General features: G+C 71.5%; 27 protein-coding genes. 13 read left to right on the top strand and 14 right to left on the bottom strand.

What is annotated here, in order from left to right:
• Positions 1 to 169: 169 nt before the first annotated feature.
• The 4 genes from glgX (at position 170) to AB0K60_RS02175 (ending at position 5,008) form a co-directional block, all read left to right on the top strand.
• Positions 170 to 2,293 (top strand): glycogen debranching protein GlgX, encoded by a 2,124-nt coding sequence (glgX, locus tag AB0K60_RS02190; RefSeq protein WP_364047600.1) that lies wholly within the window; start codon positions 170 to 172, stop codon positions 2,291 to 2,293.
• A 43-nt stretch (positions 2,294 to 2,336) separates the two neighbouring features.
• A complete protein-coding gene (locus AB0K60_RS02185; RefSeq protein ID WP_364047598.1) occupies positions 2,337 to 3,059 on the top strand; it encodes a pyrimidine reductase family protein in 723 nt (240 codons plus the stop codon).
• On the top strand, positions 3,056 to 4,219 hold the full coding sequence (locus AB0K60_RS02180; RefSeq protein WP_364047596.1) for an ATP-dependent DNA ligase: 1,164 nt from the start codon (positions 3,056 to 3,058) through the stop codon (positions 4,217 to 4,219). Before AB0K60_RS02185 ends, AB0K60_RS02180 begins: the two co-directional genes overlap by 4 nt.
• Before the next feature lie 75 nt (positions 4,220 to 4,294).
• Complete coding sequence (locus AB0K60_RS02175) at positions 4,295 to 5,008, top strand: peptidase E (protein WP_364047594.1); 714 nt, start codon at positions 4,295 to 4,297, stop codon at positions 5,006 to 5,008.
• 45 nt (positions 5,009 to 5,053) lie between these two features.
• Here the strand turns inward: AB0K60_RS02175 and AB0K60_RS02170 are convergent, their stop codons facing one another.
• The 7 genes from AB0K60_RS02170 to AB0K60_RS02140 all read right to left on the bottom strand — a co-directional run bounded on the left by AB0K60_RS02170 (position 5,054) and on the right by AB0K60_RS02140 (position 8,792).
• Entirely contained in the window at positions 5,054 to 6,544 is a 1,491-nt protein-coding gene (locus AB0K60_RS02170) for an aldehyde dehydrogenase (NADP(+)) (protein WP_364047592.1), read from the bottom strand.
• Between the two features lie 256 nt (positions 6,545 to 6,800).
• Positions 6,801 to 6,947 carry a hypothetical protein gene (locus tag AB0K60_RS02165; RefSeq protein ID WP_364047590.1) on the bottom strand — a complete coding sequence of 49 codons (147 nt, stop codon included), beginning with the start codon at positions 6,945 to 6,947 and terminating at the stop codon, positions 6,801 to 6,803.
• 808 nt (positions 6,948 to 7,755) lie between these two features.
• A complete protein-coding gene (locus AB0K60_RS02160) occupies positions 7,756 to 7,941 on the bottom strand; it encodes a hypothetical protein (protein WP_364047588.1) in 186 nt (61 codons plus the stop codon).
• The gene (locus tag AB0K60_RS02155; RefSeq protein WP_364047587.1) at positions 7,938 to 8,108 is read right to left on the bottom strand and encodes a hypothetical protein; all 171 of its coding nucleotides are present in this window, start codon (positions 8,106 to 8,108) and stop codon (positions 7,938 to 7,940) included. Before AB0K60_RS02155 ends, AB0K60_RS02160 begins: the two co-directional genes overlap by 4 nt.
• A complete protein-coding gene (locus AB0K60_RS02150) occupies positions 8,105 to 8,302 on the bottom strand; it encodes a hypothetical protein (RefSeq protein WP_364047585.1) in 198 nt (65 codons plus the stop codon). Before AB0K60_RS02150 ends, AB0K60_RS02155 begins: the two co-directional genes overlap by 4 nt.
• Positions 8,299 to 8,571 (bottom strand): hypothetical protein, encoded by a 273-nt coding sequence (locus AB0K60_RS02145; RefSeq protein WP_364047583.1) that lies wholly within the window; start codon positions 8,569 to 8,571, stop codon positions 8,299 to 8,301. Before AB0K60_RS02145 ends, AB0K60_RS02150 begins: the two co-directional genes overlap by 4 nt.
• Positions 8,568 to 8,792: a hypothetical protein gene (locus AB0K60_RS02140; protein WP_364047581.1), complete on the bottom strand. Its 225-nt coding sequence runs from the start codon at positions 8,790 to 8,792 to the stop codon at positions 8,568 to 8,570. Before AB0K60_RS02140 ends, AB0K60_RS02145 begins: the two co-directional genes overlap by 4 nt.
• A 242-nt stretch (positions 8,793 to 9,034) precedes the next feature.
• Here AB0K60_RS02140 and AB0K60_RS02135 point away from each other — a divergent pair, with 242 nt between their 5' ends.
• The gene (locus tag AB0K60_RS02135) at positions 9,035 to 9,772 is read left to right on the top strand and encodes a helix-turn-helix transcriptional regulator (RefSeq protein WP_364047579.1); all 738 of its coding nucleotides are present in this window, start codon (positions 9,035 to 9,037) and stop codon (positions 9,770 to 9,772) included.
• A complete protein-coding gene (locus AB0K60_RS02130) occupies positions 9,769 to 10,263 on the top strand; it encodes an NUDIX domain-containing protein (protein WP_364047577.1) in 495 nt (164 codons plus the stop codon). The genes AB0K60_RS02135 and AB0K60_RS02130 overlap by 4 nt, the downstream gene beginning before the upstream one ends.
• 75 nt (positions 10,264 to 10,338) lie before the next feature.
• On the opposite strand, the gene AB0K60_RS02125 is transcribed toward AB0K60_RS02130, so the two are convergent.
• Both AB0K60_RS02125 and ligD read right to left on the bottom strand, forming a co-directional pair.
• The gene (locus AB0K60_RS02125; RefSeq protein ID WP_364047575.1) at positions 10,339 to 10,641 is read right to left on the bottom strand and encodes a tyrosine-type recombinase/integrase; all 303 of its coding nucleotides are present in this window, start codon (positions 10,639 to 10,641) and stop codon (positions 10,339 to 10,341) included.
• The gene (ligD, locus tag AB0K60_RS02120; RefSeq protein WP_364047573.1) at positions 10,628 to 11,647 is read right to left on the bottom strand and encodes a non-homologous end-joining DNA ligase; all 1,020 of its coding nucleotides are present in this window, start codon (positions 11,645 to 11,647) and stop codon (positions 10,628 to 10,630) included. Before ligD ends, AB0K60_RS02125 begins: the two co-directional genes overlap by 14 nt.
• Before the next feature lie 419 nt (positions 11,648 to 12,066).
• Here ligD and msrB point away from each other — a divergent pair, with 419 nt between their 5' ends.
• Positions 12,067 to 12,474 (top strand): peptide-methionine (R)-S-oxide reductase MsrB, encoded by a 408-nt coding sequence (msrB, locus tag AB0K60_RS02115; protein ID WP_364047571.1) that lies wholly within the window; start codon positions 12,067 to 12,069, stop codon positions 12,472 to 12,474.
• Here the strand turns inward: msrB and AB0K60_RS02110 are convergent.
• From AB0K60_RS02110 to hemG, 3 genes are all read right to left on the bottom strand, one after another.
• Positions 12,452 to 13,342, bottom strand: a complete 891-nt coding sequence (locus AB0K60_RS02110; RefSeq protein ID WP_364047569.1) for a hypothetical protein — start codon at positions 13,340 to 13,342, stop codon at positions 12,452 to 12,454. The genes msrB and AB0K60_RS02110 overlap by 23 nt on opposite strands.
• A 135-nt stretch (positions 13,343 to 13,477) precedes the next feature.
• Entirely contained in the window at positions 13,478 to 14,179 is a 702-nt protein-coding gene (gene hemQ / locus AB0K60_RS02105; protein WP_364047567.1) for a hydrogen peroxide-dependent heme synthase, read from the bottom strand.
• On the bottom strand, positions 14,145 to 15,644 hold the full coding sequence (hemG, locus tag AB0K60_RS02100; RefSeq protein WP_364047565.1) for a protoporphyrinogen oxidase: 1,500 nt from the start codon (positions 15,642 to 15,644) through the stop codon (positions 14,145 to 14,147). The genes hemQ and hemG overlap by 35 nt, the downstream gene beginning before the upstream one ends.
• Positions 15,645 to 15,796: 152 nt before the next feature.
• Between hemG and AB0K60_RS02095 the strand changes: the two genes are divergently transcribed.
• Positions 15,797 to 16,945, top strand: coding sequence for a DUF4349 domain-containing protein (locus AB0K60_RS02095; RefSeq protein WP_364047563.1), 1,149 nt, complete (start codon positions 15,797 to 15,799; stop codon positions 16,943 to 16,945).
• A 73-nt stretch (positions 16,946 to 17,018) separates the two neighbouring features.
• On the opposite strand, the gene hemE is transcribed toward AB0K60_RS02095, so the two are convergent.
• Positions 17,019 to 18,056, bottom strand: a complete 1,038-nt coding sequence (hemE, locus tag AB0K60_RS02090) for a uroporphyrinogen decarboxylase (RefSeq protein ID WP_364047561.1) — start codon at positions 18,054 to 18,056, stop codon at positions 17,019 to 17,021.
• A 364-nt stretch (positions 18,057 to 18,420) separates the two neighbouring features.
• On the opposite strand from hemE, the gene AB0K60_RS02085 reads away from it, so the two are divergent.
• The 5 genes from AB0K60_RS02085 (at position 18,421) to AB0K60_RS02065 (ending at position 22,763) form a co-directional block, all read left to right on the top strand.
• Positions 18,421 to 19,026: a DUF3000 domain-containing protein gene (locus AB0K60_RS02085; RefSeq protein ID WP_364047559.1), complete on the top strand. Its 606-nt coding sequence runs from the start codon at positions 18,421 to 18,423 to the stop codon at positions 19,024 to 19,026.
• Positions 19,023 to 20,243: an HRDC domain-containing protein gene (locus tag AB0K60_RS02080; protein WP_364047557.1), complete on the top strand. Its 1,221-nt coding sequence runs from the start codon at positions 19,023 to 19,025 to the stop codon at positions 20,241 to 20,243. The genes AB0K60_RS02085 and AB0K60_RS02080 overlap by 4 nt, the downstream gene beginning before the upstream one ends.
• Positions 20,244 to 20,728: 485 nt before the next feature.
• A complete protein-coding gene (locus tag AB0K60_RS02075; RefSeq protein ID WP_364047555.1) occupies positions 20,729 to 21,112 on the top strand; it encodes an SSI family serine proteinase inhibitor in 384 nt (127 codons plus the stop codon).
• A gap of 267 nt (positions 21,113 to 21,379) precedes the next feature.
• Complete coding sequence (locus AB0K60_RS02070; RefSeq protein WP_364047553.1) at positions 21,380 to 22,066, top strand: SSI family serine proteinase inhibitor; 687 nt, start codon at positions 21,380 to 21,382, stop codon at positions 22,064 to 22,066.
• A gap of 67 nt (positions 22,067 to 22,133) precedes the next feature.
• Positions 22,134 to 22,763, top strand: coding sequence for a LysE family transporter (locus tag AB0K60_RS02065; RefSeq protein ID WP_364047551.1), 630 nt, complete (start codon positions 22,134 to 22,136; stop codon positions 22,761 to 22,763).
• Here the strand turns inward: AB0K60_RS02065 and AB0K60_RS02060 are convergent.
• On the bottom strand, positions 22,753 to 24,243 hold the full coding sequence (locus tag AB0K60_RS02060; RefSeq protein WP_364047549.1) for an amino acid permease: 1,491 nt from the start codon (positions 24,241 to 24,243) through the stop codon (positions 22,753 to 22,755). The two genes, AB0K60_RS02065 and AB0K60_RS02060, sit on opposite strands and share 11 nt — an antisense overlap.
• Positions 24,244 to 24,504: the final 261 nt, after the last annotated feature.

Here is a 24,504-nt window from a genome sequence, read left to right as displayed (position 1 = left end):
CAGCAGCCAACCCAGTCGCCGAACCAGCCGTCACACGCGATCGTTTTGGCATCATGGCCGCTCATCGTCGATACTCACGCCTACTCACGCCGCCATCCGAACTGGACCGTGAGATCGTGGTCGGAGACCATGGAGCACGAAGGCTGTCGTACGAGGACGATGAGAGTTGATGCGTGAGGTCTGGCCCGGGGACTCCTATCCCCTCGGCGCGTCCTGGGATGGCGTCGGCACCAACTTCTCGGTGTTCTCGGAGGTCGCCGAGCGGGTGGAGCTGTGCCTGTTCGACGACGACGGCGTCGAGACCCGCGTCGAACTGCCCGAGGTGGACGCGTTCGTCTGGCACGCGTACCTGCCGGGGGTGATGCCCGGTCAGCGGTACGGCTACCGCGTCCACGGCCCCTACGACCCCGCCGCCGGGCACCGCTGCAACCCGTCCAAGCTGCTGCTCGACCCCTACAGCAAGGCCGTGGAGGGCGCCGTCGCCTGGAACCCGGCCCTGTTCTCCTACCGGTTCACCGACCCGGACCGGATCAACACCGACGACAGCGGGCCGTACATGCCCAAAAGCGTGGTGGTGAACCCGTTCTTCGACTGGGGCTCGGACCGGCCGCCCCGCACGCCGTACCACGAGACGGTGATCTACGAGGCGCACGTGCGCGGCCTCACCATGCGCCACCCGGACGTGCCCGAGGACCAGCGCGGCACCTACGCCGGGCTCGGCCACCCGGCGGTGATCGAGCACCTGCTCAGCCTGGGCGTGACCGCCGTCGAGCTGATGCCGGTGCACCAGTTCGTCCCCGAGCACGCGCTGGTGGCGCGCGGGCTGACGAACTACTGGGGCTACAACACCATCTGCTACCTGGCCCCGCACAACGCCTACAGCTCCTCGGGGGACCGCGGCCAGCAGGTGCTGGAGTTCAAGGCGATGGTGAAGGCGCTGCACGCCGCCGACATCGAGGTCATCCTCGACGTGGTCTACAACCACACGGCCGAGGGCGACCACATGGGGCCGACGCTGTCGTTCCGCGGCATCGACAACCGCGCCTACTACCGGCTGCAGGACGCCGACAAGCGCTACAACCTCGACTACACCGGCTGCGGCAACTCGCTCAACGTGCGCTCCCCGCACGCGCTGCAGCTCATCATGGACTCGCTGCGCTACTGGGTGCTGGAGCTGCGCGTCGACGGCTTCCGGTTCGACCTGGCCGCCGCGCTCGCCCGCGAGCTGCACGACGTGGACCGGCTGAGCGCGTTCTTCGACCTGATCCAGCAGGACCCGGTGATCTCGCAGGTGAAGCTGATCGCCGAGCCGTGGGACGTGGGGCCCGGCGGCTACCAGGTGGGCAACTTCCCGCCGCTGTGGACCGAGTGGAACGGCAAGTACCGCGACACCGTGCGCGACTTCTGGCGCGGCAGCTCCTCCACGATGCCGGAGTTCGCCTCCCGGCTCACCGGCTCCTCCGACCTGTACGAGACCTCGGGGCGGCGGCCGGTGGCGTCGATCAACTTCGTCACCGCGCACGACGGGTTCACGCTCACCGACCTGGTGTCGTACAACCACAAGCACAACCTGGAGAACGGCGAGGACAACAACGACGGCTCCGACGACAACCGGTCGTGGAACTGCGGCACGGAGGGGCCGACCGACGACCCGGCGATCAACCGGCTGCGGGAGCGGCAGCGGCGCAACCTCCTGACCACGCTGTTCGTGTCGCAGGGGGTGCCGATGCTGCTCGCCGGGGACGAGTTCGGGCGCACGCAGCGGGGCAACAACAACGCCTACTGCCAGGACAACGCCATCTCCTGGGTGGACTGGTCGCTCGCCGAGACCGAGCGCGGCCTGCTGGAGTTCGTACGGGACCTGTCGCGGCTGCGGCGCGACCATCGGGTGTTCCGGCGGCGGCGGTTCTTCCACGGCCGGGCCGGCGGCGACGGCAAGGGCGACATCATCTGGCTCACGCCCTCGGGCCGGGAGATGGGCGACTCCGACTGGCGGCTCGGGTACGCCAAGTCGCTGGCCGTCTACCTCAACGGGGACGCGATCACCGAGCCGGGTCCGCGCGGCGAGAAGATCAGCGACGACTCGTTCCTGCTGCTGATCAACGCGCACTACGAGGACATGGACTTCACGCTGCCGGACGCGGAGTTCGGCGCCAAGTGGCAGGTGGTGCTCGACACCGCCGACGAGGGGCCGCGCGGCGCGCCCTACCGGGGCGAGACGTGGCCCGCGGGGGCGCAGGTGTCCGTCATGGCCCGGTCGATCCAGATTCTGCGGGCGGGGTCCGCTAGTTGACCGTGCCCGGCGTGCTGTCGGTGGTCTGTGGGATTGTGGTGATGTGCGCCGCATACACCCGGATCCTGCCGAAGACGTCGACATCGCCGCCGCCTACGCCTATCCCCAGGACGACTGGCTGCGGCTCAACATGGTCGCCAGCACCGACGGGGCGGCCTGGCTGAAAGGGCTGTCCGGCGGGCTGTCCAGCGAGGGCGACCACCGGATCTTCGGGGTGCTGCGCGGGCTGGCCGACGTGGTCCTCGCCGGCGCCGCCACCGTCCGCACCGAGGGCTACGGCCCGGCCCGCCCACGCGCCTCCTGGCGCGAACTCCGCGAGGGCCGCAGCCCTGCGCCCCCGATCGCGGTCATCACGCGGCGGCTCGACCTCGACCTGAGCGGCGCGTTGTTCACGGAGGCCCCACGCTACGGCCGGACGATCGTCCTCACCACCGAGTCCGCGCCCGAGGACCGCCGCCGGGAGGCCGGGTCGAAGGCCGAGGTCGTCATCGCCGGCGAGGAGCGGGTGGACATGCGCCTCGCCGTCCAGGCGCTGCGCGACCGCGGCCACCGCCGTATCCTGTGCGAAGGCGGTCCGCGGCTGAACGGCCAGCTCAACGCCGCGGGCCTGATCGACGAGCTGTGCCTGACGATCAGCCCGCTGCTGGTCGGCGGAGGCGCCGCGCGCATACTGAACGGGACGTCCTTCCCCGCCAGGCTCCGCCTGGCCCACGTCCTCGAGGAGAACGAGTTCCTGTTCTGCAGGTACGTACGGGAGGACGAATGAGCCACGAGCACCCCACCACCGATGCCGCACCCGACGACGACGTGGATCCCGTCGTCGAGGAACTCCGCCGAAGCCTCCCGGTGCCGCCCCCGGTCGCCCCGATGCTCGCCAAGGCCGTCAAGACGCTGCCGCCCCAGGACGGCTCGCTGCTGTACGAGCCCAAATGGGACGGCTTCCGCTGCATCGTGTTCCGCTCCGGCGACACCGTCTACCTGGGCAGCCGCAACGAACACCCGTTCACCCGCTACTTCCCGGAACTGATCGAGGCGATCCGCGCCGAGCTCCCCGACCGCTGCGTGATCGACGGCGAGATCATCCTGCGCCGCGGCCAGACGCTCGACTTCGACGCGCTCCAGCAGCGCATCCACCCGGCCGCCTCACGGGTGCGCCTGCTCGCCGAGCAGACCCCCGCCTCCTTCGTCGCCTTCGACCTGCTCGCCCTCGGCGACGAGAACCTCATGGACCGCCCGTTCGCCGAACGCCGCGCCCGCCTCACCGAGGCCCTGGCCAAGGCCGGCGACCACGTACGGCTCACGCCGGTCACCGACGACCACGACCTGGCGGCCCGCTGGTTCGACCAGTTCGAGGGCGCGGGCCTCGACGGCCTGGTCGTCAAGCCGGTGGACCGCCCCTACGAGCCCGACCGCCGCGTCATGTTCAAGGTCAAGCACGAGCGCACCGCCGACTGCGTGGTCGCGGGCTACCGCGAACACAAATCGGGCCCGATCGTCGGCTCCCTGCTGCTCGGCCTCTACGACTCCTCGGGCCGCCTCCACCACGTGGGCGTCGCCGCCTCCTTCACCATGCAGCGCCGCGCGGAACTCGTCGAAGAACTGGCGCCGTACCGCCTCGACGACCTGACCGACCACCCCTGGGCCTCCTGGACGTCCCAGTCCCAAGCCGGACCACAGTCGGCCACAGGCTCCGGCCAGCGCATGCCAGGCGCGGTATCCCGCTGGAACGCCAAAAAGGACCTGTCGTTCATCCCCCTCCGCCCCGACCTCGTCGTCGAGGTCGCCTACGAACACATGGAAGGCGACCGCTTCCGCCACACGGCCCGCTTCCGCCGCTGGCGCCCCGACCGAACCCCCAAGTCCTGCACCTACGCCCAACTCGAACGCCCGATCAGCTACGACCTCGACAACATCCTCGCCCGCTGACCCACGCCACGTACGCGCCAGGACACTTTCGGAGCTTCCGCGCGGCCACACAAGCCGCTGTGCCGCGCTCAGAGGATGACCGCCGAGGCACCGACGATCGTGGCCACGACCATGGGATTCCACCGGGGAGGCCGCAGATGGACGCCCGGCCCGGTTTTCGCCTTCGCCTTCGAACTGGCAAGAGCCGCCGAGCGCCCCCGTCTGTGCTTCGTGACCACCGCAGGCGGCGATCAGCCCGCGAGCATCGGCGGCTTCTACGGCGCCTTCGCCGGTACGGAGGTTCGGACGTCCCACCTGGCGTTGTTCGACATGCCCAACGTGGAGGACGTACGCGAGCACCTCCTGTCACAGGACGTCATCTGGGTCGATCGGGGCAGCCTGGTCAACCTGATCGCCGTCTGGCGGGCGCATGGCCTGGACACCATCATGCGGGAGTGCTGGGAGGCGGGCGTGGTGCTGGCCGGCGAGTCCGCAGGCTCCCTGTGCTGGCATGCCGGAGGCGTCACCGACTCGTTCGGCCCGCTCGTGCGACCGGCCGAAGGTCTGGGGCTGCTGCCGTACGGCAACGCGGTCCACTACCTGCAGCGCCGCAAACGCTTCCACGCCTTGATGCGAGAAGGCGCCCTGCCCTCCGTGGGATACACCACCGAGTCCGGTGCGGGACTCCTGTACCAGGGCACCCGGCTCGTCGAAGCGATAGCGGATCGCCCCGCCGCGACCGCGTACCGCGTGGAGTGCAAAGACGGCCGCGTGGAGGAACAGGCCCTGGTGCCGCGCAGGCTCGCTTGACGGATCATGACAACCGGCTCAGCCGGTGCCGAACCTCTTGGAGCGCTAGAGGATGGGCCTGCCGTCGAGGCGGCGGGGCATTGGGGAGGTGTCGCGCAGGGAGACCGGGAGGAGGGACTGGGGGACGGACTGGTAGGTGACCGGGCGGAGCCAGCGGCGGATTGAGGCCGCGCCGACGGAGGTGTGGCCGGGGGCGGTGGTGGCCGGGTAGGGGCCGCCGTGGGTCATGGCCCAGGCTACGGCGACGCCGGTGGGGTAGCCGTTCCAGACGATGCGGCCGACGCGTTCGGTGAGGAGGTCGAGCAGGCGTCCGGCGAGGGCGGTTTCGGATTCCTCGGCGTGGACGGTGGCGACGAGGGCGGGTTTGAGGGCGGTGAGGGCGGCCAGGAGGTCCTGCTCGTCGTCGTAGTCGACGACGACGGCGAACGGGCCGAAGACCTCTTCGAGCGGGGCCTTGCCGTCGATGACGGCCTGGGTGTCTACGCGGACGAGGGTGGCGCCGCAGGCGGGGCCGTCGGCTTCGCCGGCGTAGAGGGTGGTGGCCTCCTGCTGGGCGCGGTAGGAACCCGCGACGTAGGCGTCGCGGATGCCGTCGGTGAGGAGGACGCCGGGGGTGATCTCGCCGACGCGTCGTACCAGGGCGTGAACGAGGGTGTCGCCGGATTCGCCGCGCGGGACGAAGATCAGGCCGGGCTTGGTGCAGAACTGGCCCATGCCGAGGGTGAGGCTGTCGGCGGCGCCCGCGCCGATCGTCTTGCCGCGTTCGCGGGCGGCGGCGGGGGTGACCACGAGCGGGTTGACGCTGCCGAGTTCGCCGTAGAACGGGATCGGGTCGGGGCGGGAGACGGCCAGGTCGAACAGGGCGCGGCCGCCGCGCTCGGAGCCGGTGAAGCCGACGGCGCGGATGCGCGGGTCCTGGACGAGGGCGCGGCCGGCCTCGTAGCCGTGCACGAGGGTGAAGACGTCCTGCGGGAGCGCGCGGCGCAGCGCGGCGGCGGCCAGTTCGGAGGTCTCGGGGTGGGCCGGGTGGGCCTTGACGACGACCGGGCAACCGGCCGCGAGCGCGGAGGCGGTGTCGCCGCCCGGCACGCTGAAGGCGAGCGGGAAGTTCGACGCGCCGAACACGGCGACCGGGCCGATCGGCACCATCATGCGCCGCAGCTCGGGCCGGGGCGCGGGCGGCGCGGACGGGTCGGCGTGGTCGATCGCCACCTCCAGGTAGCCGCCGTCCCTGATCACCTCGGCGAAGAAGCGGAACTGGAAGCACGTCCTGGCCAGCTCGCCGGTGAGCCGACCCTCGCCCAGCGCGGTCTCGGCGTCGGCGGCGGCGATCAGCTCGGGCTCGGCGGCCGCCAACTCGGCGGCCACGGCCTCCAGCAGCCGGGCGCGCTCCTCCCGGCCGAGATCGCGAAGAACCGGGAAGGCCGCGGCGGCGCGTCCGCAGATCTCGGCGATCTGCTCGGCGGGCGTCTCCACGCCGACCTCCCGCCGCTCGGCGCCGGTACGCGCGTCCCTGGAGATCACCTTACCGCTCATCGCCGTCCTCCTCTGGTTGGGAAGCCCTGCCCACACAGGAGTAAACCGCATCAACCACTCCGAGCTTCAACCCGCTCGCCCGCGCGTCTCGCGCGTCGTCCCGTTTTCGGCCGCCGCGTCCGCGTGGTAACCGCGATCTTCCTGCTCACGGCCCCTCGCCCCGGGCAGCGGCGATCATCCGCGTGGGTTTCCATAGTGGAAAGTTCGTGCAACCCGATCGTCGCGCGGCCCACCCGCCGCCGATGTCGGCGACCGGCTATTCGCCGCCGGTCGGCCTGGGTGCGGTGGGGGTCGGCTCGTCGGGCGCCTTGATGGTCCAGCCGGTGTCCTCGTGCTCGGCGGACAGGTGGCCCTGCTCGTCCTGCTCGATGGGCCCGAACTCGTGCATCCGGTGATCGCTCACGAGTGCCCCCGGCGTCCGCCAGGGCGAGGGGCGCGCGGGCACACCGGGTCCGGGCCGGGCGCACTCGGCGGTGTGCTCGCAGGCGGGGGCCCCGCGTGACGCCGAGGCCGTCGAGCAGACCGGCGGCGCACCTCCGCGCGCTCTCGCGTGCGGGCGCGCGTCAGGCGACCAGAGTGCGTGTTACGCGTGGTCGAAACTGGTCGGGGCACGTCCCCCGCCCGCCGAGCGCGACCGCCTGGCCGCCACGCTCGGCGCGGAGCCACCAGAGCGTGCAGCGCGATCTCTCGGCCGGTCCAGATGGACCATCTGATAACCGGAGCGTGACGAACCGCAACATTCCGCAGTCGGTCGCGATGGGTATCGACGGCAAGATCTACTCGGCGAGTCGTTCCCGCGCCCGGTTGATCCGGACCCGTGGACCGACGAGGAGAACGATCTCCTCAAGCGCTCCAGAACGGCGAGACCGTCGTCGTCTCCCTGCGCGGCCAGCACCAGCCACCTATTCGAATGGGGCGATGAGCGCGGCTTGTTCGTCCGCATCGACCGACGTACCGAGTGGGGGAACCCGTTCGAGATGCATCTCGAACGCGCCCGGCGTAGGCCGAATGCACCAGGCCCGCGTACCGGCGCGGGAAGGCCCGGCATCCACCGTGGACAGGGTTGTGGCGGTGGATGCCGGGCCTGGGTGTGGCCGCCCGCCGTGGGGGTGGCGGGGCCACGGATGGTCGGGCGCGACGGCACGGTTCACCCCGGGGTTGCATCCCTCGCTCCACAGAGTCACCGGGGTTCGCATGCCGCCGCGCCCAGCTCAGTCGTCCTTTCCGGGCGTCAGCTTTTCCCACAGCTCGGCCGGCGTCTTGCCGTCGCGGGTCTCACCGCGGCGGGATGCGTAGTAATGGGGGACCTCCCCGGCCGCCGACCTGGACTTCCAGATCTTCCAGCCGGGGTAGGCCCTCCGCACCAGCTCGATGCCCTCGTCGTCGTCGCTGCTCACGGCGTCTGCCCTCCTTCCCGTGTCCGCTCGCGGCAGGGCCCGTCCACGGCGGGCGGGTCGTCGTCCACGGCCTGGTCGTCGTTTACGGGCGGTGGGTCGTCGTCCCGGAAGCGGTCGGGCGAGGCGATGTAGGCCATGTGCGAGAGGAACTGGGGTCCGCCGATCACACCTGCCTCCCGCACGGATCCAGAAAGGACGGGTAATGCGCCTCCAGCCACGACAGCAGCGCCTCCAGGGCGACCGCCCCCTCGCCAGCGGACGCAAAATGCATCTTGCTTCCGTCTGCCGACCGCGTGAGGACACCGCTCGTGATGTCCGCGTCGGCTCCCCGGTCGCCCATCGGCCCATCCTGCCCGCTCACGACCGGCCTCCCGCCAGGGCGAGGGACATCTCCGCAGCCCTCATCTGTTCCCACAGTTCCTCGGCCGTGCGGGCGTCTATCACCAGGGGGCGCGGCACCGGCAAGGACGCGAACGCCCAGAAGGCGCGCGACCAGGGGCCGTACAGGACCGTCCAGGCGGGTTCCTGGTCGTTCAGCGCGTCGGCCTCGGCCCGCCGGTGCAGATCCCACGGGCGCCGCCGTACCGTCTCGTACGGGTTGCCGAGGCGGTGCCTCCCGCCGGCGGTCACACCCGCCACCTCGTTCCGCACCGCTCGCATCGCCCGCTGGTCTGCGTCTTCTTCACGAAGAAGCTGACCCCGGGGCACGCGCCGTTGTTGCAGATGATCTGCCGCTCGTAGTCGTCTTCGTGCTCGATGCGCGCCTTGCGCAGTGGCGAGCGGGACTTGCCCGTCCACCCCCTGTCCGCGTCCTTCCTCCCGCCGCCGAGGATCTTCTTGAGGATGCGCACGGTCACTTCCTCCCGATCTCGGGGGAAAGGATCGGGCCGGTAATGTGAGGCACGGGTCAGGACCTACCTTCCTGATCAAGGGCCCTGTTCGGCGTGTCAGCGCCGGGCGGGGCCCGCCATTTCTGGCCTGGACTCAGAGTCGCGCCGCGTGCACGGACAGCACATCGACACCAGTGGACATCTAGCGACAACTAACCGACACGTACATGCCGGGAGGTGTCCGAAGATGGCAACATGGCCGAGTGGTGAACGAACGCCTACGCCGCGCATTGCACCGCGCCGGGCTGGACATCGCCGGTCTCGCCGACGCGGCCGGAGTGTCCACCAAGAGCGTCGAACGCTGGATCGCCGGAGAGTCCATCCCCTACCCGCGCACCCGCTATCGTGTCGCCGCCATCCTCCAGGAAGACGAGAGCTACCTGTGGCCCGAGGCGGTCAACGGTGCATCCCTGGCCGGGGCCGAACTCGTCGCGACCTACCCTCGCCGGGCCGACGTTCCCCGGCACCTTTGGACCGAACTTCAGCGCGCCTCACAGCGCAGCATCGACCTCCTGGCGTTCGCCGGCCTGTTCCTCACCGAGGAACACCCCGACTGGATCCCCACCCTCATCGCCAAGGCCAACGCCGGCGTGCGGGTCCGTCTCCTGCTCGGCGACCCCGACGGCCGCCAACTCGCCGCGCGCGACACCGAATACCGCATCGGCGGGGGCGTCGCCGGTCGCGTGTCCGCCGTACTGGCGTACTACTCCGAGCGGATGCCGCCCTCGGTGCAGGTCCGCCTGCACGACACCCCGCTGTACAACAGCATCTACCGCTTCGACGACGAAATGTTGATCAACGTGCATGTCTACGGCATCCTCGCCGCCTACACCCCGACGATGCACATCCGGCGCATTGACGGCGCCTACTTCAACACCTACATCGAGTCGTTTGAACGTGTGTGGGCCTCGGCCCGGGATGTCGAAAGCGAGCAGCCATGACCAAGCGGACCCGGCGGATCGACTACTGGCACGACCCGGACGCGCCCAAGCCCACCACCCGGAAAGCCTCGGCGTCGGTGTTCGTGCTCGACGACGCCGGCCGCCTGCTCCTGCTCCGCCGGGCGGACAACGACCTGTGGACCATCCCCACCGGGGGCATCAAGAAGGGCGAGACCGTCGCCCAATGCGCCATACGCGAGTGCCGCGAGGAAACCGGCCTGGAGGTCGAGGCGACCGGCCTCGTCGGCGTGTTCTCCGACCCTGGGCACGTGATCGCCTACCTGCACGGCAAGAAGCTCGACGAGGTACGTCAGCCCATCAACGTGTGCCTGCGCGCCCGCGTCACCGGAGGGCGGATCGACCCCGATCCGCGCGAAGCCGCGGACGTGGCATGGGTCGATCCGGCCGACCTCGACGGCTACCGCATCCACCCGGCGATCCTGCGTCGCATCCGGCACGGGTTGACGAGCGGTGAGCCGTACGTGGAGTGACCGGGTCAGGATGCCGCTAGATCAGCACACACCGACGCCCCCGTCCTCATCTTCGAGGCGGGGGGTGTCGTGACCCTACACCTTGTCGCCCAAGCCCATGCGCTTGTGCGCCTCCCGTGCCCGCTCGTCGGCGGTCGAGGCCGCGTACCGGCCGAGCATCTCGGCCGACCGCCACCCCGCCAGACGCATCAGGTCCCGTTCCTGGCCGCCGCCCGACAACCAGCGGTGCGCGAAGGGGTGCCGGAACCGGTGCGCGTGCAGGTCCTCGATGCCGGCCTTCTTGGCGAGCGTGCGCGACTGGTCGTCGATGCCGTCGCGGGAGCACTGCCCGCGACATGAGCGGTGTGCTGTCCGCCAAGACCTTCTAGGTATGGTCATCTTCGCTGGTAGACCGCCTGGCCTTGCTTGGCTGCACGCGTTTCGGCTCGCCCGGCATTTTCGGGTAGTTCGGGGGGTACGGCTCGTCGCCGCGGTCGTCCTTGGCGTACCACTCCAGCAGGGGGTCGATGGAGTACGAGGCGTCGTCGATGGCGCGGTGGACGTCGCCGAGCTCGGCGAAGCGGCGCGGGACGGTGCGGATGTCGAAGTCGTGTGGGTCCACGTCGGGGAGTTCCTCCCAGGTGATTGGGGTGGAGACGGGCGCGTGCGGCTTGGCGCGGACCGAGTAGGCGCTGGCGATGGTGCGGTCGCGGGCGTTTTGGTTGTAGTCGATGAAGACGCGTTCGCCTCGGCCCTCCTTCCACCAGGAGGTGGTGGCGAGGGTGGGGGCGCGCCGTTCGACCTCGCGGGCGAGGGCGATGGCGGCGTGCCGCAGCTCGATGAACGACCAGCGCGGCTCGATGCGCACGGCGATGTGGATGCCGCGGTTGCCGGAGGTTTTGGGGAAGGCGGTGACGCCCAGTTCGGCGAGGATCTCGCGGACCACGAAGGCGACCTGGCGGGCCTCGGGGAAGCCGGTGCCGGGCTGTGGGTCGATGTCGATGCGCAGCTCGTCGGGGTGCTCGACGTCGTCGCAGCGGGTCGGCCAGGGGTGGAAGTCGATCGTGCCGAGGTTGGCGCAGTAGGCGAGCGCCGCGAGCTCGGTGACGCACAGGGCCTGGGCCGTACGGCCGCTGGGGAAGCGGACGGTGACCGACTCCAGCCAGTCCGGGTGGCGGGGCGGCAGGCGTTTCTGGTAGATCTCCTCGGTCTGCACGCCGTCCGGGTGCCGCTTGAGGTAGGTCGGGCGGCGGCGCAGGGCGCGCAGCGCTCCCTCGCCGACGGCGAGGTAGTACTCCACCAGCTCGCGCTTGGTCGCGCCGATCCCGGGAAAGTAGATCTTGTCAGGGTTGGTGACCTTGACCGTCCGCCCGGCGGCGTCGATCTCGATGTACGGCGAAGCCATGATGCTGACGCTACCCGTCGTCGGTGACAATCCTCCCCAGGCCTGCCGTCCCGACCAGGGAAAGAACCGGCGGGAGGAGTGGTCGGGCGGGTCCGTCCCGGGGCTGCCTGGCGGCGGGGCCTGGCGCCCGCACGGGACGGACCAACGACCGCCCGTCGCACTCCCCGATGCCGGGCACTGGCGACCTACCCGGCCGGCGGTGACTCACAACCGCCCGGCGGCTCCCAGCACGGGTGCGGGTACTCGCCGCCGAAGACGGCCGACAAGCGGTCTCGCCCTCTACTGGAAGGGTGATCAACCCCCCACATCTAGATAGACGTCGGAACGCCCCCGAAAGGATGCTTCGTCTCCGCAATCAACCCGGAAAGCCGCCCGATGGGCTCCGTATGTCATTTGGCCCCGTAGGTAGGCTGGACATTATGGAGAAGGTGGTAAAGGACGAGAAGGAGTGGCGCGTGCTGCTCTCGCCGGAGGAGTTCCGGGTGCTGCGGCAGGCGGGCACCGAGCGTCCGTTCACGGGTGAGTACGTCGACACCAAGACCGTCGGCGTTTATAGTTGCCGCGCGTGCGGCGCGGAGCTGTTCCGCTCCGAGGCCAAGTTCGACTCGCATTGCGGCTGGCCGTCCTTTTACGAGCCGTCCAAGTCCGAGGCCGTGACCCTGCTGGAGGACCGCTCGCTCGGCATGGTGCGCGTCGAGGTGCGCTGCGCCCGGTGCGACTCCCACCTGGGTCACGTCTTCCACGGCGAGGGCTATCCGACCCCGACCGACGACCGCTACTGCATCAACTCGGTCTCCCTGCGGCTCATCCCGGCCGAGGAGTCGTAAGGCGGCAGTTCTTGTCGCTCTTCCCGAGATCGTTGGCGAGGACGGGGTTGCCGTTCAGACCGGCGCGGGCGTGCACGAACACCACCGGGTGGCGGACGCCCCGTTCCTCGCTCAGGTACTCCCGGCCGCGTTCGCACAGCTTGACCGCGTGCCGGGAGTTCACCGCGGTGTCCGGCAGCTTGGTGTAGATGCGCAGGTAGCCGCCGACGGTGCGGATGTCGGTGATCCGCTTGATCGCGGCGTCCTTCTGCCCCCAGCGCCACAGGAAGTAGCCCAGGGCCTCCCCGTCGGTGTGCTTGGAGTGGCCCGGGACGGCCTTGCCCGACGGCTGCTTCTCGGCCCCGTCGGACTTGTCCGACTTGTCCGACGGCTCCTCGGTGCCGGGCTCGTCGGAGGCGGTCGCGCCGATCTCCGGCACGAGGAGACCGGCCAGCCCGGCGGCGTCCGCCTCGCCCACGGGCTCGACCACGCCTCCGCCGCCGCTCTCGCCCGTGGCGGCGTCGTCGCCGGACTCCTCACCCGACTTTTCGCCGGACTCCTCGCCGGACTCCTCACCGGACTTCTCGTCGGACTTCTTGGTCTCGGACTTCTTCGTGTCCGACTTCTTCTCGCCGGGCTTCTTCGCGTCCGGTTGCCCGGACTCGGATTCGCCGGACGGACTCGGCTCGGGGCGCGGAACGGCGTCGTCGCTCGCCGCCTCGGCCTTGCCCGCGCCTGCCTCGGGCTCGGCTGAGGTGGGAGCGGAACGGGCGGCGAACGCCGGGGGCGGCGACGCGACACCGGCCTCGCCGCCGGGATGCCATGCCCGGACCGCCACGATCCCGCCTGCGAGGACCAGCGGAACGGCCGCGTACGCGGCGATCCTCACCGGACCTCGTGACCGCCGCGCCTTGCGCCTACGTCCTCTCGAACGTGCCACCCCGCCGCCCATCTCACCGTACGTACTGCTGCAGTATGCCAAGCTTAACGATCGATCACGGCAAAACAGGCAAAATACGTATGGCTACGGCAGAGCGGCGATCAACTCCCCGAGCGGCTTTCGCGTACCGGTGTAGAACGGGATCTCTACACGGGTGTGCCTGCGCGCCCGCGCCCCGCGCAGGTGCCGCATCAGGTCGACGATGCGGTGCAGCTCGTCGGCCTCGAACGCGAGCATCCACTCGTAGTCGTTGAGGGCGAAGCAGGCCACCGTGTTCGCCCGCACGTCCGGGAAGCCCCGGGCCATGCGGCCGTGCTCGGCCAGCAGCTCCCGCCGCTCCTTCTCGTCCAGCAGGTACCACTCCAGGGACCGCACGAACGGGTACACGCACACGAAGCCGCGCGGCTCCTCCTCGGCGAGGAACGCCGGGATGTGCGAGCGGTTGAACTCGGCCGGGCGGTGCAGGCCCATCACCGACCAGACCGGCTCGCTCGCCCGGCCCAGCCGGGTGCGCCGGAAGCGCCCGTACAGCTCCTGCAGGTCCTCGGCGCTCGGCGCGTGCCACCAGAACATGTAGTCGGCGTCGGCACGGAATCCCGCCACGTCGTAGCAGCCGCGCGTCACCACGTCCTTGAGCCCGCCCTGGGTGAGCAGGTCGCCGACCTCGCCGGCGAGGTCCTCGCGGTCCTCGGGCAGGCGGTCGCGCAGCCGGAACACCGACCACATGGTGTAGCGGATCACTTCGTTGAGATCACGCGCTTTTGGCCGTTGTCTTTCCTCGGTCATGCCGCCATTGTCCCTGGGGGTCGAGGTGGTCCAGAATCCGGCCCACCGCCGTACGGGCCGTGGCGACGCAGGCGGGGATGCCGACGCCGTCGTAGGCGGCGCCGCACACCGCCAGGCCCGGCTGCACCGCCACCGCCGCCCGGACGCGCGCCACCCGGTCCAGGTGGCCCACGTTGTACTGCGGGAGCGAGCCGCCCCACCGGGTCACCCGGCTGTCGCGCGGCAGCCCGCGCACGCCCATCACCTCGGTCATCTCCGCCATCGCCAGCGCGACCAGCTCGGCGTCGTCGCGCTGCAGCAGGTGCTCCTCGCCGATGCGGCCGATCGAGCAGCGCAGGATCACCAGGTCGCTCGCGGCCTTCGCCAGGTGCGGCCACTTGACCGAGCTGAACGTCACCGCCTTCACCGCCCGGCCCTCCACCGGCGGCACCAGGTAGCCGCTGTGCTCGGGGATCGCCGGGAACGCCGAGCGCGGGTAGGCGAGGGTGACGATCGCCATGCTCGCGTACTCGATCCTGGCCAGCTCCGCCGCCGCCTTGGGGACGTCCTGCTCAAGCAGCCTGCCCGCCGGGGTGGCGGGCAGCGCCAGGATCACCGCGTCGGCCTCGATCTGCTCCGGTGCCCGCGCCGGGCCGACGACCAGCCGCCACCCGGTCTCGGTACGGCGCAGCTCCCTGACCATGGTGTCGGTGCGGATCTCGGCCCCCGACGCGGCGGCCACCGCCTCCGGCAGCGTGCCCATGCCGCGGGCGAGGGTGGTGAACGCCGGGCCCTTGGACCGGCCCGCGCCCTCCGCGACGATCCCGCGTGCGACCGCGAGCAGCGAGCGCTCGGTGCGCGCGGCGGTCGCGATGTGCGGCATGGTGGCGTCGAGCGACAGGTACTCGGCGCGTCCGGCGTAGACGCCGCCGAGCATGGGCTCGACCAGCCGGTCCACGACCTCCTCGCCCATGCGGGCGCGCACGTACGCGGCCACCGAGACGTCGGTCCTGACGTACGTGGGTGGCAGCACCTGGTCCAGCGGGACCCGCAGGAAGCCGAGCGGCGACAGCACGCCCGAGCGGCCGAGCGCGGCCAGGTCGGACGGCACGCCCATCACGTTGCCCTTGGGCATCTCCCGCAGCGCGCCGCGCGACCACAGGGACGCCGAGACCGCGGCCGGTTCCACCAGCTCGTCGCCGAGCCCGGCGCCTTTGGCCAGCTCCCGGCCCTCGGGGCGCAGGGCCAGCATCGCCTCGGCCCCCTCGTCCACCGGCACCCCGGCCACCTCGGAGGCGCGCAGCTTGCCGCCGATCCGCTTGGCGCCCTCCAGCACCGTGACCCGTACCCGGTCGCCGCCGTCCCGTCCGAGGTACCACGCGGCGGCCATGCCCGCGACTCCCCCGCCAATGATCGCGACATGCCGCCGCCCGGCCTGATCCGGGCCGTCGTCCAGGCCGCCCTCGCCCCTCGATCTTCCTGCCATACCACAGACGTTACCGTGAGGCCGCCCCGGTCCGGCCTGCTCCCCGGCCCTGGTGGGGCGCGTCACCCGCGTATAACGAGGTTTGTCCGATACGTAACGTCATCGTGACACCGCGCGTCAAACCCGAGCCCCGCGGACTCCGTCAAGAGAGCATGAGCATCAACGGGGTCCGGGATGACGCCCGGGCGGTCAGGCACAGGTCATGGCCCGCGCTGAGATTATGGCCCGCGCTGTTCGCGGTCGCGGGAGCGCTGATCCTCACCGGGTGCGGCGGTGCGGAGTCGGCGTCGGGAGGGTTGGCGGCGCCGCAGAGCGCGGATCAGGAGGCGGCCGGCCGCTCGGCCGCGGACGGGTCCGGTGCGGCGGACACCGCGACGAGCCTGGCCGCCAAGGACGGCGAGCGCCAGGGCGAGGGGTCGCAGCCGCAGATCAACGTCCAGCCGGAGGACCGGGCGATCGTCTACACCGCGGAGATGACCGTACGGGCCAAGGACGTGGCCGCGGCCGCCGAGAAGGCCAAGCAACTCGCGATCGCCGCCGGAGGCTACGTCGCCGACGAGCGCAGCGACTCCTTCGACGGCGGTGGCAGCCGGGCGACGCTCATCCTCAAGGTGCCCCCGGACCGGTATCCGACGGTGATCGGGCAGTTCGGCCGGGACCTCGGCAAGCGTGAGAACCTGCACCAGGGCACCGAGGACGTGACCGAGGAGGTCGCCGACGTCGCCGCGCGCGTCAAGTCGGCCGAGGCCGCCCTCGCCCAGTTCCGCACGCTGCTGACGAAGGCCGAGAAGATCGGCGAGGTGCTGGAGATCGAGCGGGAGATCTCCCAGCGCACGGCCGATCTGGAGGCGCTCCAGGCCCGGCAGAAGGCCCTCGCCGCCCGCACCAGCATGGCGACGATCACCCTCAACCTGATCGGTCCCGCCGCCGCGCCGCCGGATGACGACGACGAGCCGGACGGCTTCCTCGGCGGGCTGGCGACCGGATGGAAGGCGCTGGTCGCCGCCGTCAAGATCGGGCTGACGATCCTCGGCGTGCTGCTGCCCTGGCTGGTGGTGTTCATCCTGCTGGCGCTCGTGCTCAGGCTGCTGCTGCGCCGCCTGCGCCCGAGGCCCGCCGCCGCTTCCCCGCCCCCGGCCCCGGCCACGCCCGGCCCGCCGTTCCCCGGCGCGCCCCCGCAGGACCCGGTCGGCGCCGCAGCGACCCCCACCGCGACGGCCGCCACCGCGCCGCCCCACACCTCCACCAGCAACCCCACGACCAGCCACACCGTGACGAGCCGCACCGCACCGCCGCAGTGACGCCGTGCCGGCCCGCCCACCAGGGCCATCCGGCGCGTACGCCGGGGTGGGCGGGCCGGCACGACCCGCGTCGTCAGCGTGCGGAGACCTCGTGGACGAGGGCGGTGAGGCGGGCGAGCTGATCGGGGTCGGTGGACGGCAGGACGCCGTGGCCCAGGTTGAACACGTGCCCTTCGGCGACCCGCCCCCGCTCCAGCACCTCGCGGGCGCGGCGCTCGACGACCGCCCAGGGGGCCAGCAGCACGGCCGGGTCGAGGTTGCCCTGCAGCGCCTTGCCCGGGCCCACGCGCAGCGCCGCCTCGTCCAGGGACACCCGCCAGTCGACGCCGACGACGTCGGCGCCCGCCTCGCCGAGCAGGCCGAGCAGCTCGCCGGTGCCCACGCCGAAGTGGATGCGGGGCACGTCGAGGTCGGTGAGTCCCGCGAAGATCCGCGAGGTGTGCGGCAGCACGAACTCGCGGTAGTCCGCCGGGCCGACCGCGCCCACCCACGAGTCGAACAGTTGCACGGCCGAGGCCCCGGCCTCGACCTGCACGCGCAGGAAGCCGAGGGCGATCTCGCTCAGCCGCTCCATGAGGGCGTGCCACAGCTCGGGCTCGCCGTACATCATGGCCTTGGTGTGGTCGTGATTCTTCGACGGGCCGCCCTCGATCAGGTACGACGCGAGGGTGAACGGCGCCCCCGCGAAGCCGATCAGCGGCGTGCCGCCCAGTTCGCCGGTGAGCGTCCGCACCGCCTCGGTCACGTACGGCACGTCGCCGGGTTCGAGCGGGCGCAGCGCGGCCACCCCCGCGCGGTCGCGGATCGGGTTCTCCACGACCGGGCCGACGCCGGGCTTGATGTCCAGCTCGACGCCGACGGCCACGAGCGGGACCACGATGTCGCTGAACAGGATGGCGGCGTCCACGCCGTACCGCCGCACGGGCTGCATCGTGATCTCGGCGACCAGGTCCGGCGTGGCGCACGCGGTGAGCATCGGCACGCCCTCACGCACCTTGCGGTACTCCGGCAGCGACCGGCCGGCCTGGCGCATGAACCACACGGGGGTGTGCGGCACCGTCTGGCGGCGGCAGGCACGGATGAAGGCGGAATCGGCAAGCTGGGGATTCACCCGTCCAGGGTCCCACGTCCCGGGCCCGCCTCGGCACCCGCCACGCCTCCGAAAGCAACGGGAACTCCAATTCGGCGGCGCGGGAGCGGAAAACTTCCGCCAACTCACCGTGGAGCAACGATTCTGATACCACTTTCGGGACACGCCGAGCGCGATGCGCGGAAATGTCGGCGTGACGTGTCAACGTCGGACCCGACCCATGCAAGGGACTCAACGAAAGGTCCGCGACGATGACCGCGATGTGGAGTTCCCCCGAACGCCGCACTCAGCGCTGTGCCGACGGTGGGCGGCTTGATCAGCTTCGGTGACCGCCGTGACCACCCCGCTGCTTCGCGCCCTGCCGCATCCGGCCTACCCTGCAGTCATGGCCCTCGGTGACGCGCCGCTGCCCGCCTCGTTCCAGCGGGCGCGGGAGAGCCTGCGCGCCGCGCGGCCCCGAGACGAGATCGAGCTTGAGGACATCCCGGCCCCGCAGCGGCTGGCCCCCTACTCGGCCGCGGTGGGCGCGACGGTGTACCGCCCCGGCGACGACGAGGAGCTCGCGGTCGGCCGGTTGATCCTGCTGTTCGACCCCGACGGCCAGCGCGGCTGGGACGGACCGTTCCGGCTGGTGGCGTACGTGCGGGCCGAGACCGAGCCGGAGATGACGAACGACCCGCTGCTCGGGCCGGTGGCCTGGAGCTGGCTCACCGAGTCCCTGGACGCGCACGGGGCGCGGTATCTGGCGGCGGGCGGCACGGTCACCCGGGCGGTCTCCGAGGGCTTCGGCAACAAGGACGGCGATCCGGTGACCACCGAGCTGGAGCTCCGGGCTTCCTGGTCCCCTCAACAGGAGGATTTGTCGGCTCATGTGGCGGCATGGTGCGACATGTTGTGCTTGGCCGCTGGAATTCCGCCGCTACCATCCGATGTGGCGGCACTTCCCCCAAGGCCTCCTCGTAGGGAAGATCGGGAGTCCCATAGATCGTGATCGAAGAGAGCGACATCGTCCCGCTGCTGGAACCGCGCGAAGGCGTGCCACCGGTGGTGACGGACGCCGCGGGTCTGGCGGAGGCGACCCGCGCGCTGGCGGCCGGCACCGGTCCGGTGGCGGTCGACGCCGAGCGGGCCTCCGGCTACCGCTACAGCGGCCGGGCCTACCTGGTGCAAATCCGCCGCGCCGGCTCCGGGACGGTGCTGATCGACCCCGTGGGCCTGTCCGGGCTGGGTGAGCTGGCCGCCGCGCTGGACGGCGCCGAGATCGTGCTGCACGCCGCGACGCAGGACCTGCCCTGCCTCACCGAGCTGGACTTCCGCCCCCGGGCGCTGTTCGACACCGAGCTGGCTGGCCGGCTGCTCGGCTACGAGCGGGTCGGGCTCGGCACGATGGTGGAGAACGTGCTGGGCTTCCGGCTGGAGAAGGTGCACTCGGCGGCCGACTGGTCCACCCGGCCGCTGCCCATGGAGTGGCTGCGTTACGCCGCGCTCGACGTGGAGCTGCTCGTCGAGCTGCGCGACGCCCTGCACCAGGAGCTCGCCGACGCCGGCAAGCTGGAGTGGGCGCGCGAGGAGTTCGCCGCGATCCTGGCCGCTCCCCCGTCGGCGCCGCGCGCCGACCCGTGGCGGCGTACCTCCGGCATCCACCGGGTGCGCTCGGTCCGCGGGCTCGCCGTGGTGCGCGAGCTGTGGACGCTGCGAGACCGCATCGCCCGCGAGGCCGACCTCGCCCCCGGCCGGGTGCTGCCCGACGCCGCGATCGTCACAGCGGCGCTGGAGATGCCCCGCACCACCAAGGCGCTCACCGAGATCCCCGCGTTCACCAACCGGGCCGCCCGCCGCCACCTGCGGGACTGGCTGAACGCGATCAGCCGGGCGCGGATGCTGCAGGACGCCCGGCTCCCCCAGCCGAGCGGGCCCGGGGACGGGCCGCCCCCCGCCAACCGCTGGGCCGACCGCGACCCCGCCGCCGCGGCCCGGCTCACCGCGGCCCGCGCCGCCGTCGCCGCCCTCGCCGACGAGCACCGCCTGCCGACGGAGAACCTGCTCCAGCCCGACGTCGTACGCCGGCTCACCTGGGATCCCCCCGAGGACATCTCCGAGGAGGGCATCGCGACCCGGCTGCGCGAGCTGGGCGCACGCGAGTGGCAGATCGCGCTCACCGCCCGACCGCTGTCCAAGGCCCTGCTCCGCCTGAAGACCAAGGCCTGACCGTCCAGCGTCCCGCCTGCGGGCGAGGGCACGTTGACGGCGACCTGATCGGCCGACCGGCGTCCGCGTCTTGGTCCGCCCCGCCGACCGGGGCGCCGTCGTGCCCTCGGCCACGTCCCGGGCTGAATCCTGAACCACGTCCTGCATTGCGTCCCAGGCCGCCCCGCCGACCGGGGCGCCGTCGTGCCCTCGGCCACGTCCCGGGCTGAATCCTGAACCAACGTCCTGGGTTTCGTCCTGGTCCGCCCCGCCGACCGGGTCGGCGGTTGCGTGCCCGGTTCTGCCCGGTTCCTGCCCGATGGCCTCCAGGGTCAATGACCTGGGCAAGAGGCCGCTCAAGCGGGCCCGGCGGGGTCAAACGGGCGCCCCGGTTCACGCATCGACTCTGCCGGTCGCGGCGCGCCGTCGCGGATCGCGGACACGCTCGCGCCGCATGATGTGCCGGGTTCGCATCTGTGACGACGGGAGCCATAACGATGAAAGCAATGACACCCGCGACATCCGCGCTGCTGAGCGGCGCACTCCTGCTCTGCCTGGCCCCCGCCGCCGAGGCCGCCGCGCCGCAGAGCAGCAGGCTGACGCTGACCGTCGAAGTCCGGCAGAACGGCTCGACCACCTCGCTGGTGCTCGGTTGTGATCCGGACGGCGGCGCGCACCCGCGTCCCGTGGAAGCCTGCGACTTGCTGCGCTCGGTTGACGGCGACCTCACCCGGCTGGACGCGCCGCCCGGCACCTCCTGCGTGGCGGTGTACGACCCGCACGTGGCCACGGCGTCGGGCCACTGGCGGGGGCGACAGGTCTTCTACCAGCGCACCTTCACCAACCGGTGCTGGATGAGCGCCACCACCGGCTCGATCTTCGCCTTCTGATCACCGCTGCCAGTTCTGATCACCGCTGCCGGGCCGGTCCCCGGGACCGTCCCGATGCGGCCGGAGGTACGCCGGTTAAATGTCTGAAAGATTCCGAAAAGTACATTTGAGTCCGGCTCAGCTCAGGCGGCGACAGCACCGCTGACCTGGTGGTCTTCGCCTCCGGGCGAATCCTCCGCGGTTACCGCCCGCCAAGTTCGGTTGACCCGATTGGCCGCCGGACAGCCCAATGGTGTCGACCATCCACGTCGCGAAAGGGGACACACCATGAGAATGCTCCACGCGGCGGCTCTGGGCGGCCTCCTCATACTGGGAACGGCCATCTCCGGCACGGCGTCGGCCGCTGCGGGACCGGCTGCGGCGAAACCGGCCGCCGCCGTCAAACCGGCCGCCGCCGCTAAACCGGCCGCCGCGAAAGCCGCCGCCGCCAAGGCCGCCGCCGCGAAAGCCGCCGCCGCCAAGGCCGCCGCCGCGAAAGCCGCCGCCGCGAAAGCCGCCGCCGCCAAGGCCGCCGCCGCGAAAGCCGCCGCCGCGAAAGCCGCCGCCGCCAAGGCCGCCGCCGCCAAGGCCGCCGCCGCGAAAGCCGCCGCCGCGAAAGCCGCCGCCGCCAAGGCCGCCGCCGCGAAAGCCGCCGCCGCAGCCGACGAGCCCCTCGGCGACCTCACCCTCAGTATCACCACCGGCGCGTCGAAGGACGCCGTCACCGTGAAGCTCACCTGCGACCCGGACGGCGGCACCCACCCCAAGGCGGCCGCCGCCTGCGACGCGCTGCGGAAGGCGTCCGGCGACCTCAGGACCATGCGGCTGCCCCAGGACTCCCTGTGCTTCTCTCTGTTCGACCCCCACACCGTGCAGGCGACCGGCCAGTGGGATGGGCACAAGGTCTCCTTTGAGAGGACGTTCGGGAACAAGTGCGAGTTGAAGGCCGCCACCGGAGCCGTCTTCGACTTCTAAGCCCGTCCGGCCATCCCCTAGTCTGCCAGCAGCAAACTGGACGGACGGGGATGACGGGGGACGGCGCATGCGGGAGTTGCTGCTCGGCATCAGCCTCGGCTTCGGGGCCGGGCTGAGCCCCGGGCCGCTGCTGAGCCTGGTGATCGCGGCCAGCCTGCGGGGCGGCTTCGCCGCCGGGCTGCGCATCGCCTGCGTCCCGCTGCTGTCCGACCTTCCGGTGGTCCTGCTCACCACAACCGCCGTCGGCGCGCTGCCGGCGGCGTTCGTGGCGGCGCTGTCGCTCGCCGGCGGCCTGTACGTCGTCCATCTGGGCGTCTCCACGATCAGGGACGCCCGGCAGGCGGAACGGCCGGCCGGGGGCGGGGAGCCGCCCTCCGGCGCCAGGGAACTCCTGCACGGCGTCGTGATCAACATGCTCAACCCGCACGCCTGGCTGTTCTGGATCGCGGTCGGGGCGCCGGCGTTCGTCGCCGCCTGGGGACGGACGCCGGCGATCGCGTTGGCCTTCCTGTTCGGCTTCTACCTGGTTCTGGTGGGGTCCAAGGCCGTCCTCGCCGGTCTCATCGGGGCCGGGCGGCACCGGCTCGGGCGGCGGGCCTACCGGCTCCTGCTGGGCGGCAGCGGGGCGCTGCTGCTGGTGGCCGGGGGCGCGCTCGCCGTTCAAGGCGTGGGCGGGCTGCTGGACGTCATGGGGTGACCGGGGGCTCGGCGGCCTGCTGGTCCGCGGGTCGGGCGACCCGGCTGTGGCGCGAGCCGTACAGCCAGTAGATGACGATGCCGAGCGCCATCCAGGCGATGAAGCGCAGCCAGGTGTCCACCGGCAGGTTGAGCATCAGATACAGGCAGGCCAGCACCGACAGCGCCGGCACCACGGGGACCCACGGCACCCGGAAGGCGCGGTGCAGGTCCGGCCGGGTCCGGCGCAGGATGACCACACCGGCCGACACCACGACGAAGGCGAACAGCGTGCCGATGTTCACCAGCTCGGCCAGCGCCGACAGCGGGATCAGCCCCGCCAGCGCCGCCGTCACCACGCCGATGATGATGGTCACCCGGTACGGCGTACGGAACCGCGGATGCACCTCGGCCAGGGCGGGGGGCAGCAGGTTGTCGCGGCTCATCGCGAAGAACACCCGGCTCTGCCCGAGCATCAGGATCAGCATGACGGTGGTGAGCCCGGCGACGACGCCGACGCTGATCAGCGAGGCGATCCAGGGCGCGCCCACGGCGCGGAAGGCGTCGGCGAGCGGCGCGGCCTCGCTGAGCCGGTCGTAGGGCTGCATGCCGACGATGACGAGGGAGACCGCCACGTACAGCAGCGTGCACAGCCCGAGCGAGCCGAGGATGCCGATGGGCAGGTCCCGGGCGGGGTTGCGGGTCTCCTCCGCGGCCGTCGCCACGATGTCGAAGCCGATGTAGGCGAAGAAGACGATCGCGGCGGCGGAGAAGACGCCGAAGACCCCGAAGGCGACGGGGGTCACGCCGAACAGGACCTGGATCAGCGGCGCCGAGACGCCCTGGACCCCGGGTGTGGAGACCGGGGGCGGGATGAACGGGCTGTAGTTGGCGCCGTTGATGAAGAACAGGCCCGCCACGAGCACCAGCAGAATCACCGACAGCTTGACGGCCACCATGATCAGGTTCACCCGGGCCGACAGGCGGATGCCCGCCACAAGCGCCGCGGTGAGCAAGAGCACGATGAGCACCGCGGGCACGTTGACCAGGCCGCTCTCCCCCGCGATCGCCGCCGGCAGCTCGATCCCGAGCGTGGCGAGCAGGCTGGTCACGTACCCCGACCAGCCGACGGACACGACCGCGGCGGCGAGCGCGAGCTCCAGCATCAGATCCCAGCCGATGATCCAGGCCGGGAACTCGCCGAGTGTGGCGTAGGAGAAGGTGTACGCGGACCCGGCGACCGGCAGCGTCGAGGCGAACTCGGCGTAGCACAGCGCGGCGAGCCCGCACACCACGGCGGCCACGACGAACGACAGGACGACGGCCGGCCCGGCGTTCTCCCGCGCGACCCGGCCGGTCAGCACGAAGATGCCGGTGCCGACGATCACGCCGACGCCGAACACGGTCAGGTCGAGCGCGCTCAGGCTGCGCCGCAGGCGGTGGCGCGGGTCCTCGGTGTCCCTGATGGACTGTTCAACGGACTTGGTGCGGAAAAGATCCACAGGGCACCACCAACGCTCGTCGACATCCCGGCTCGGCCTGGTGGCCGGGCGCACGTGTCCGCCTGGTCGCGCCCCGGGTGGCGGGCGGGCGACGCCGCCGGATCGTGCCCCGTGCCAGTGGTCGGGTCAGTGCCCTGGAACGGCTCGTTCATGCCGTTCACCGAGTATCAACCCGGACTCCCGCAGGCCAGACGGGCGACGCCGACGAATCGTGCCCCATGCCAGTGATCGAGTCAGGCCCCTGGAACAACTCGTTCATGC

The sequence above is a fragment of the Thermopolyspora sp. NPDC052614 genome (genome assembly GCF_040678635.1).
Taxonomy (GTDB): domain Bacteria; phylum Actinomycetota; class Actinomycetes; order Streptosporangiales; family Streptosporangiaceae; genus Thermopolyspora.
The sequence above is the reverse complement of the archived record's forward strand: the minus strand, read 5'-3'. Positions and strand labels throughout refer to the sequence as shown.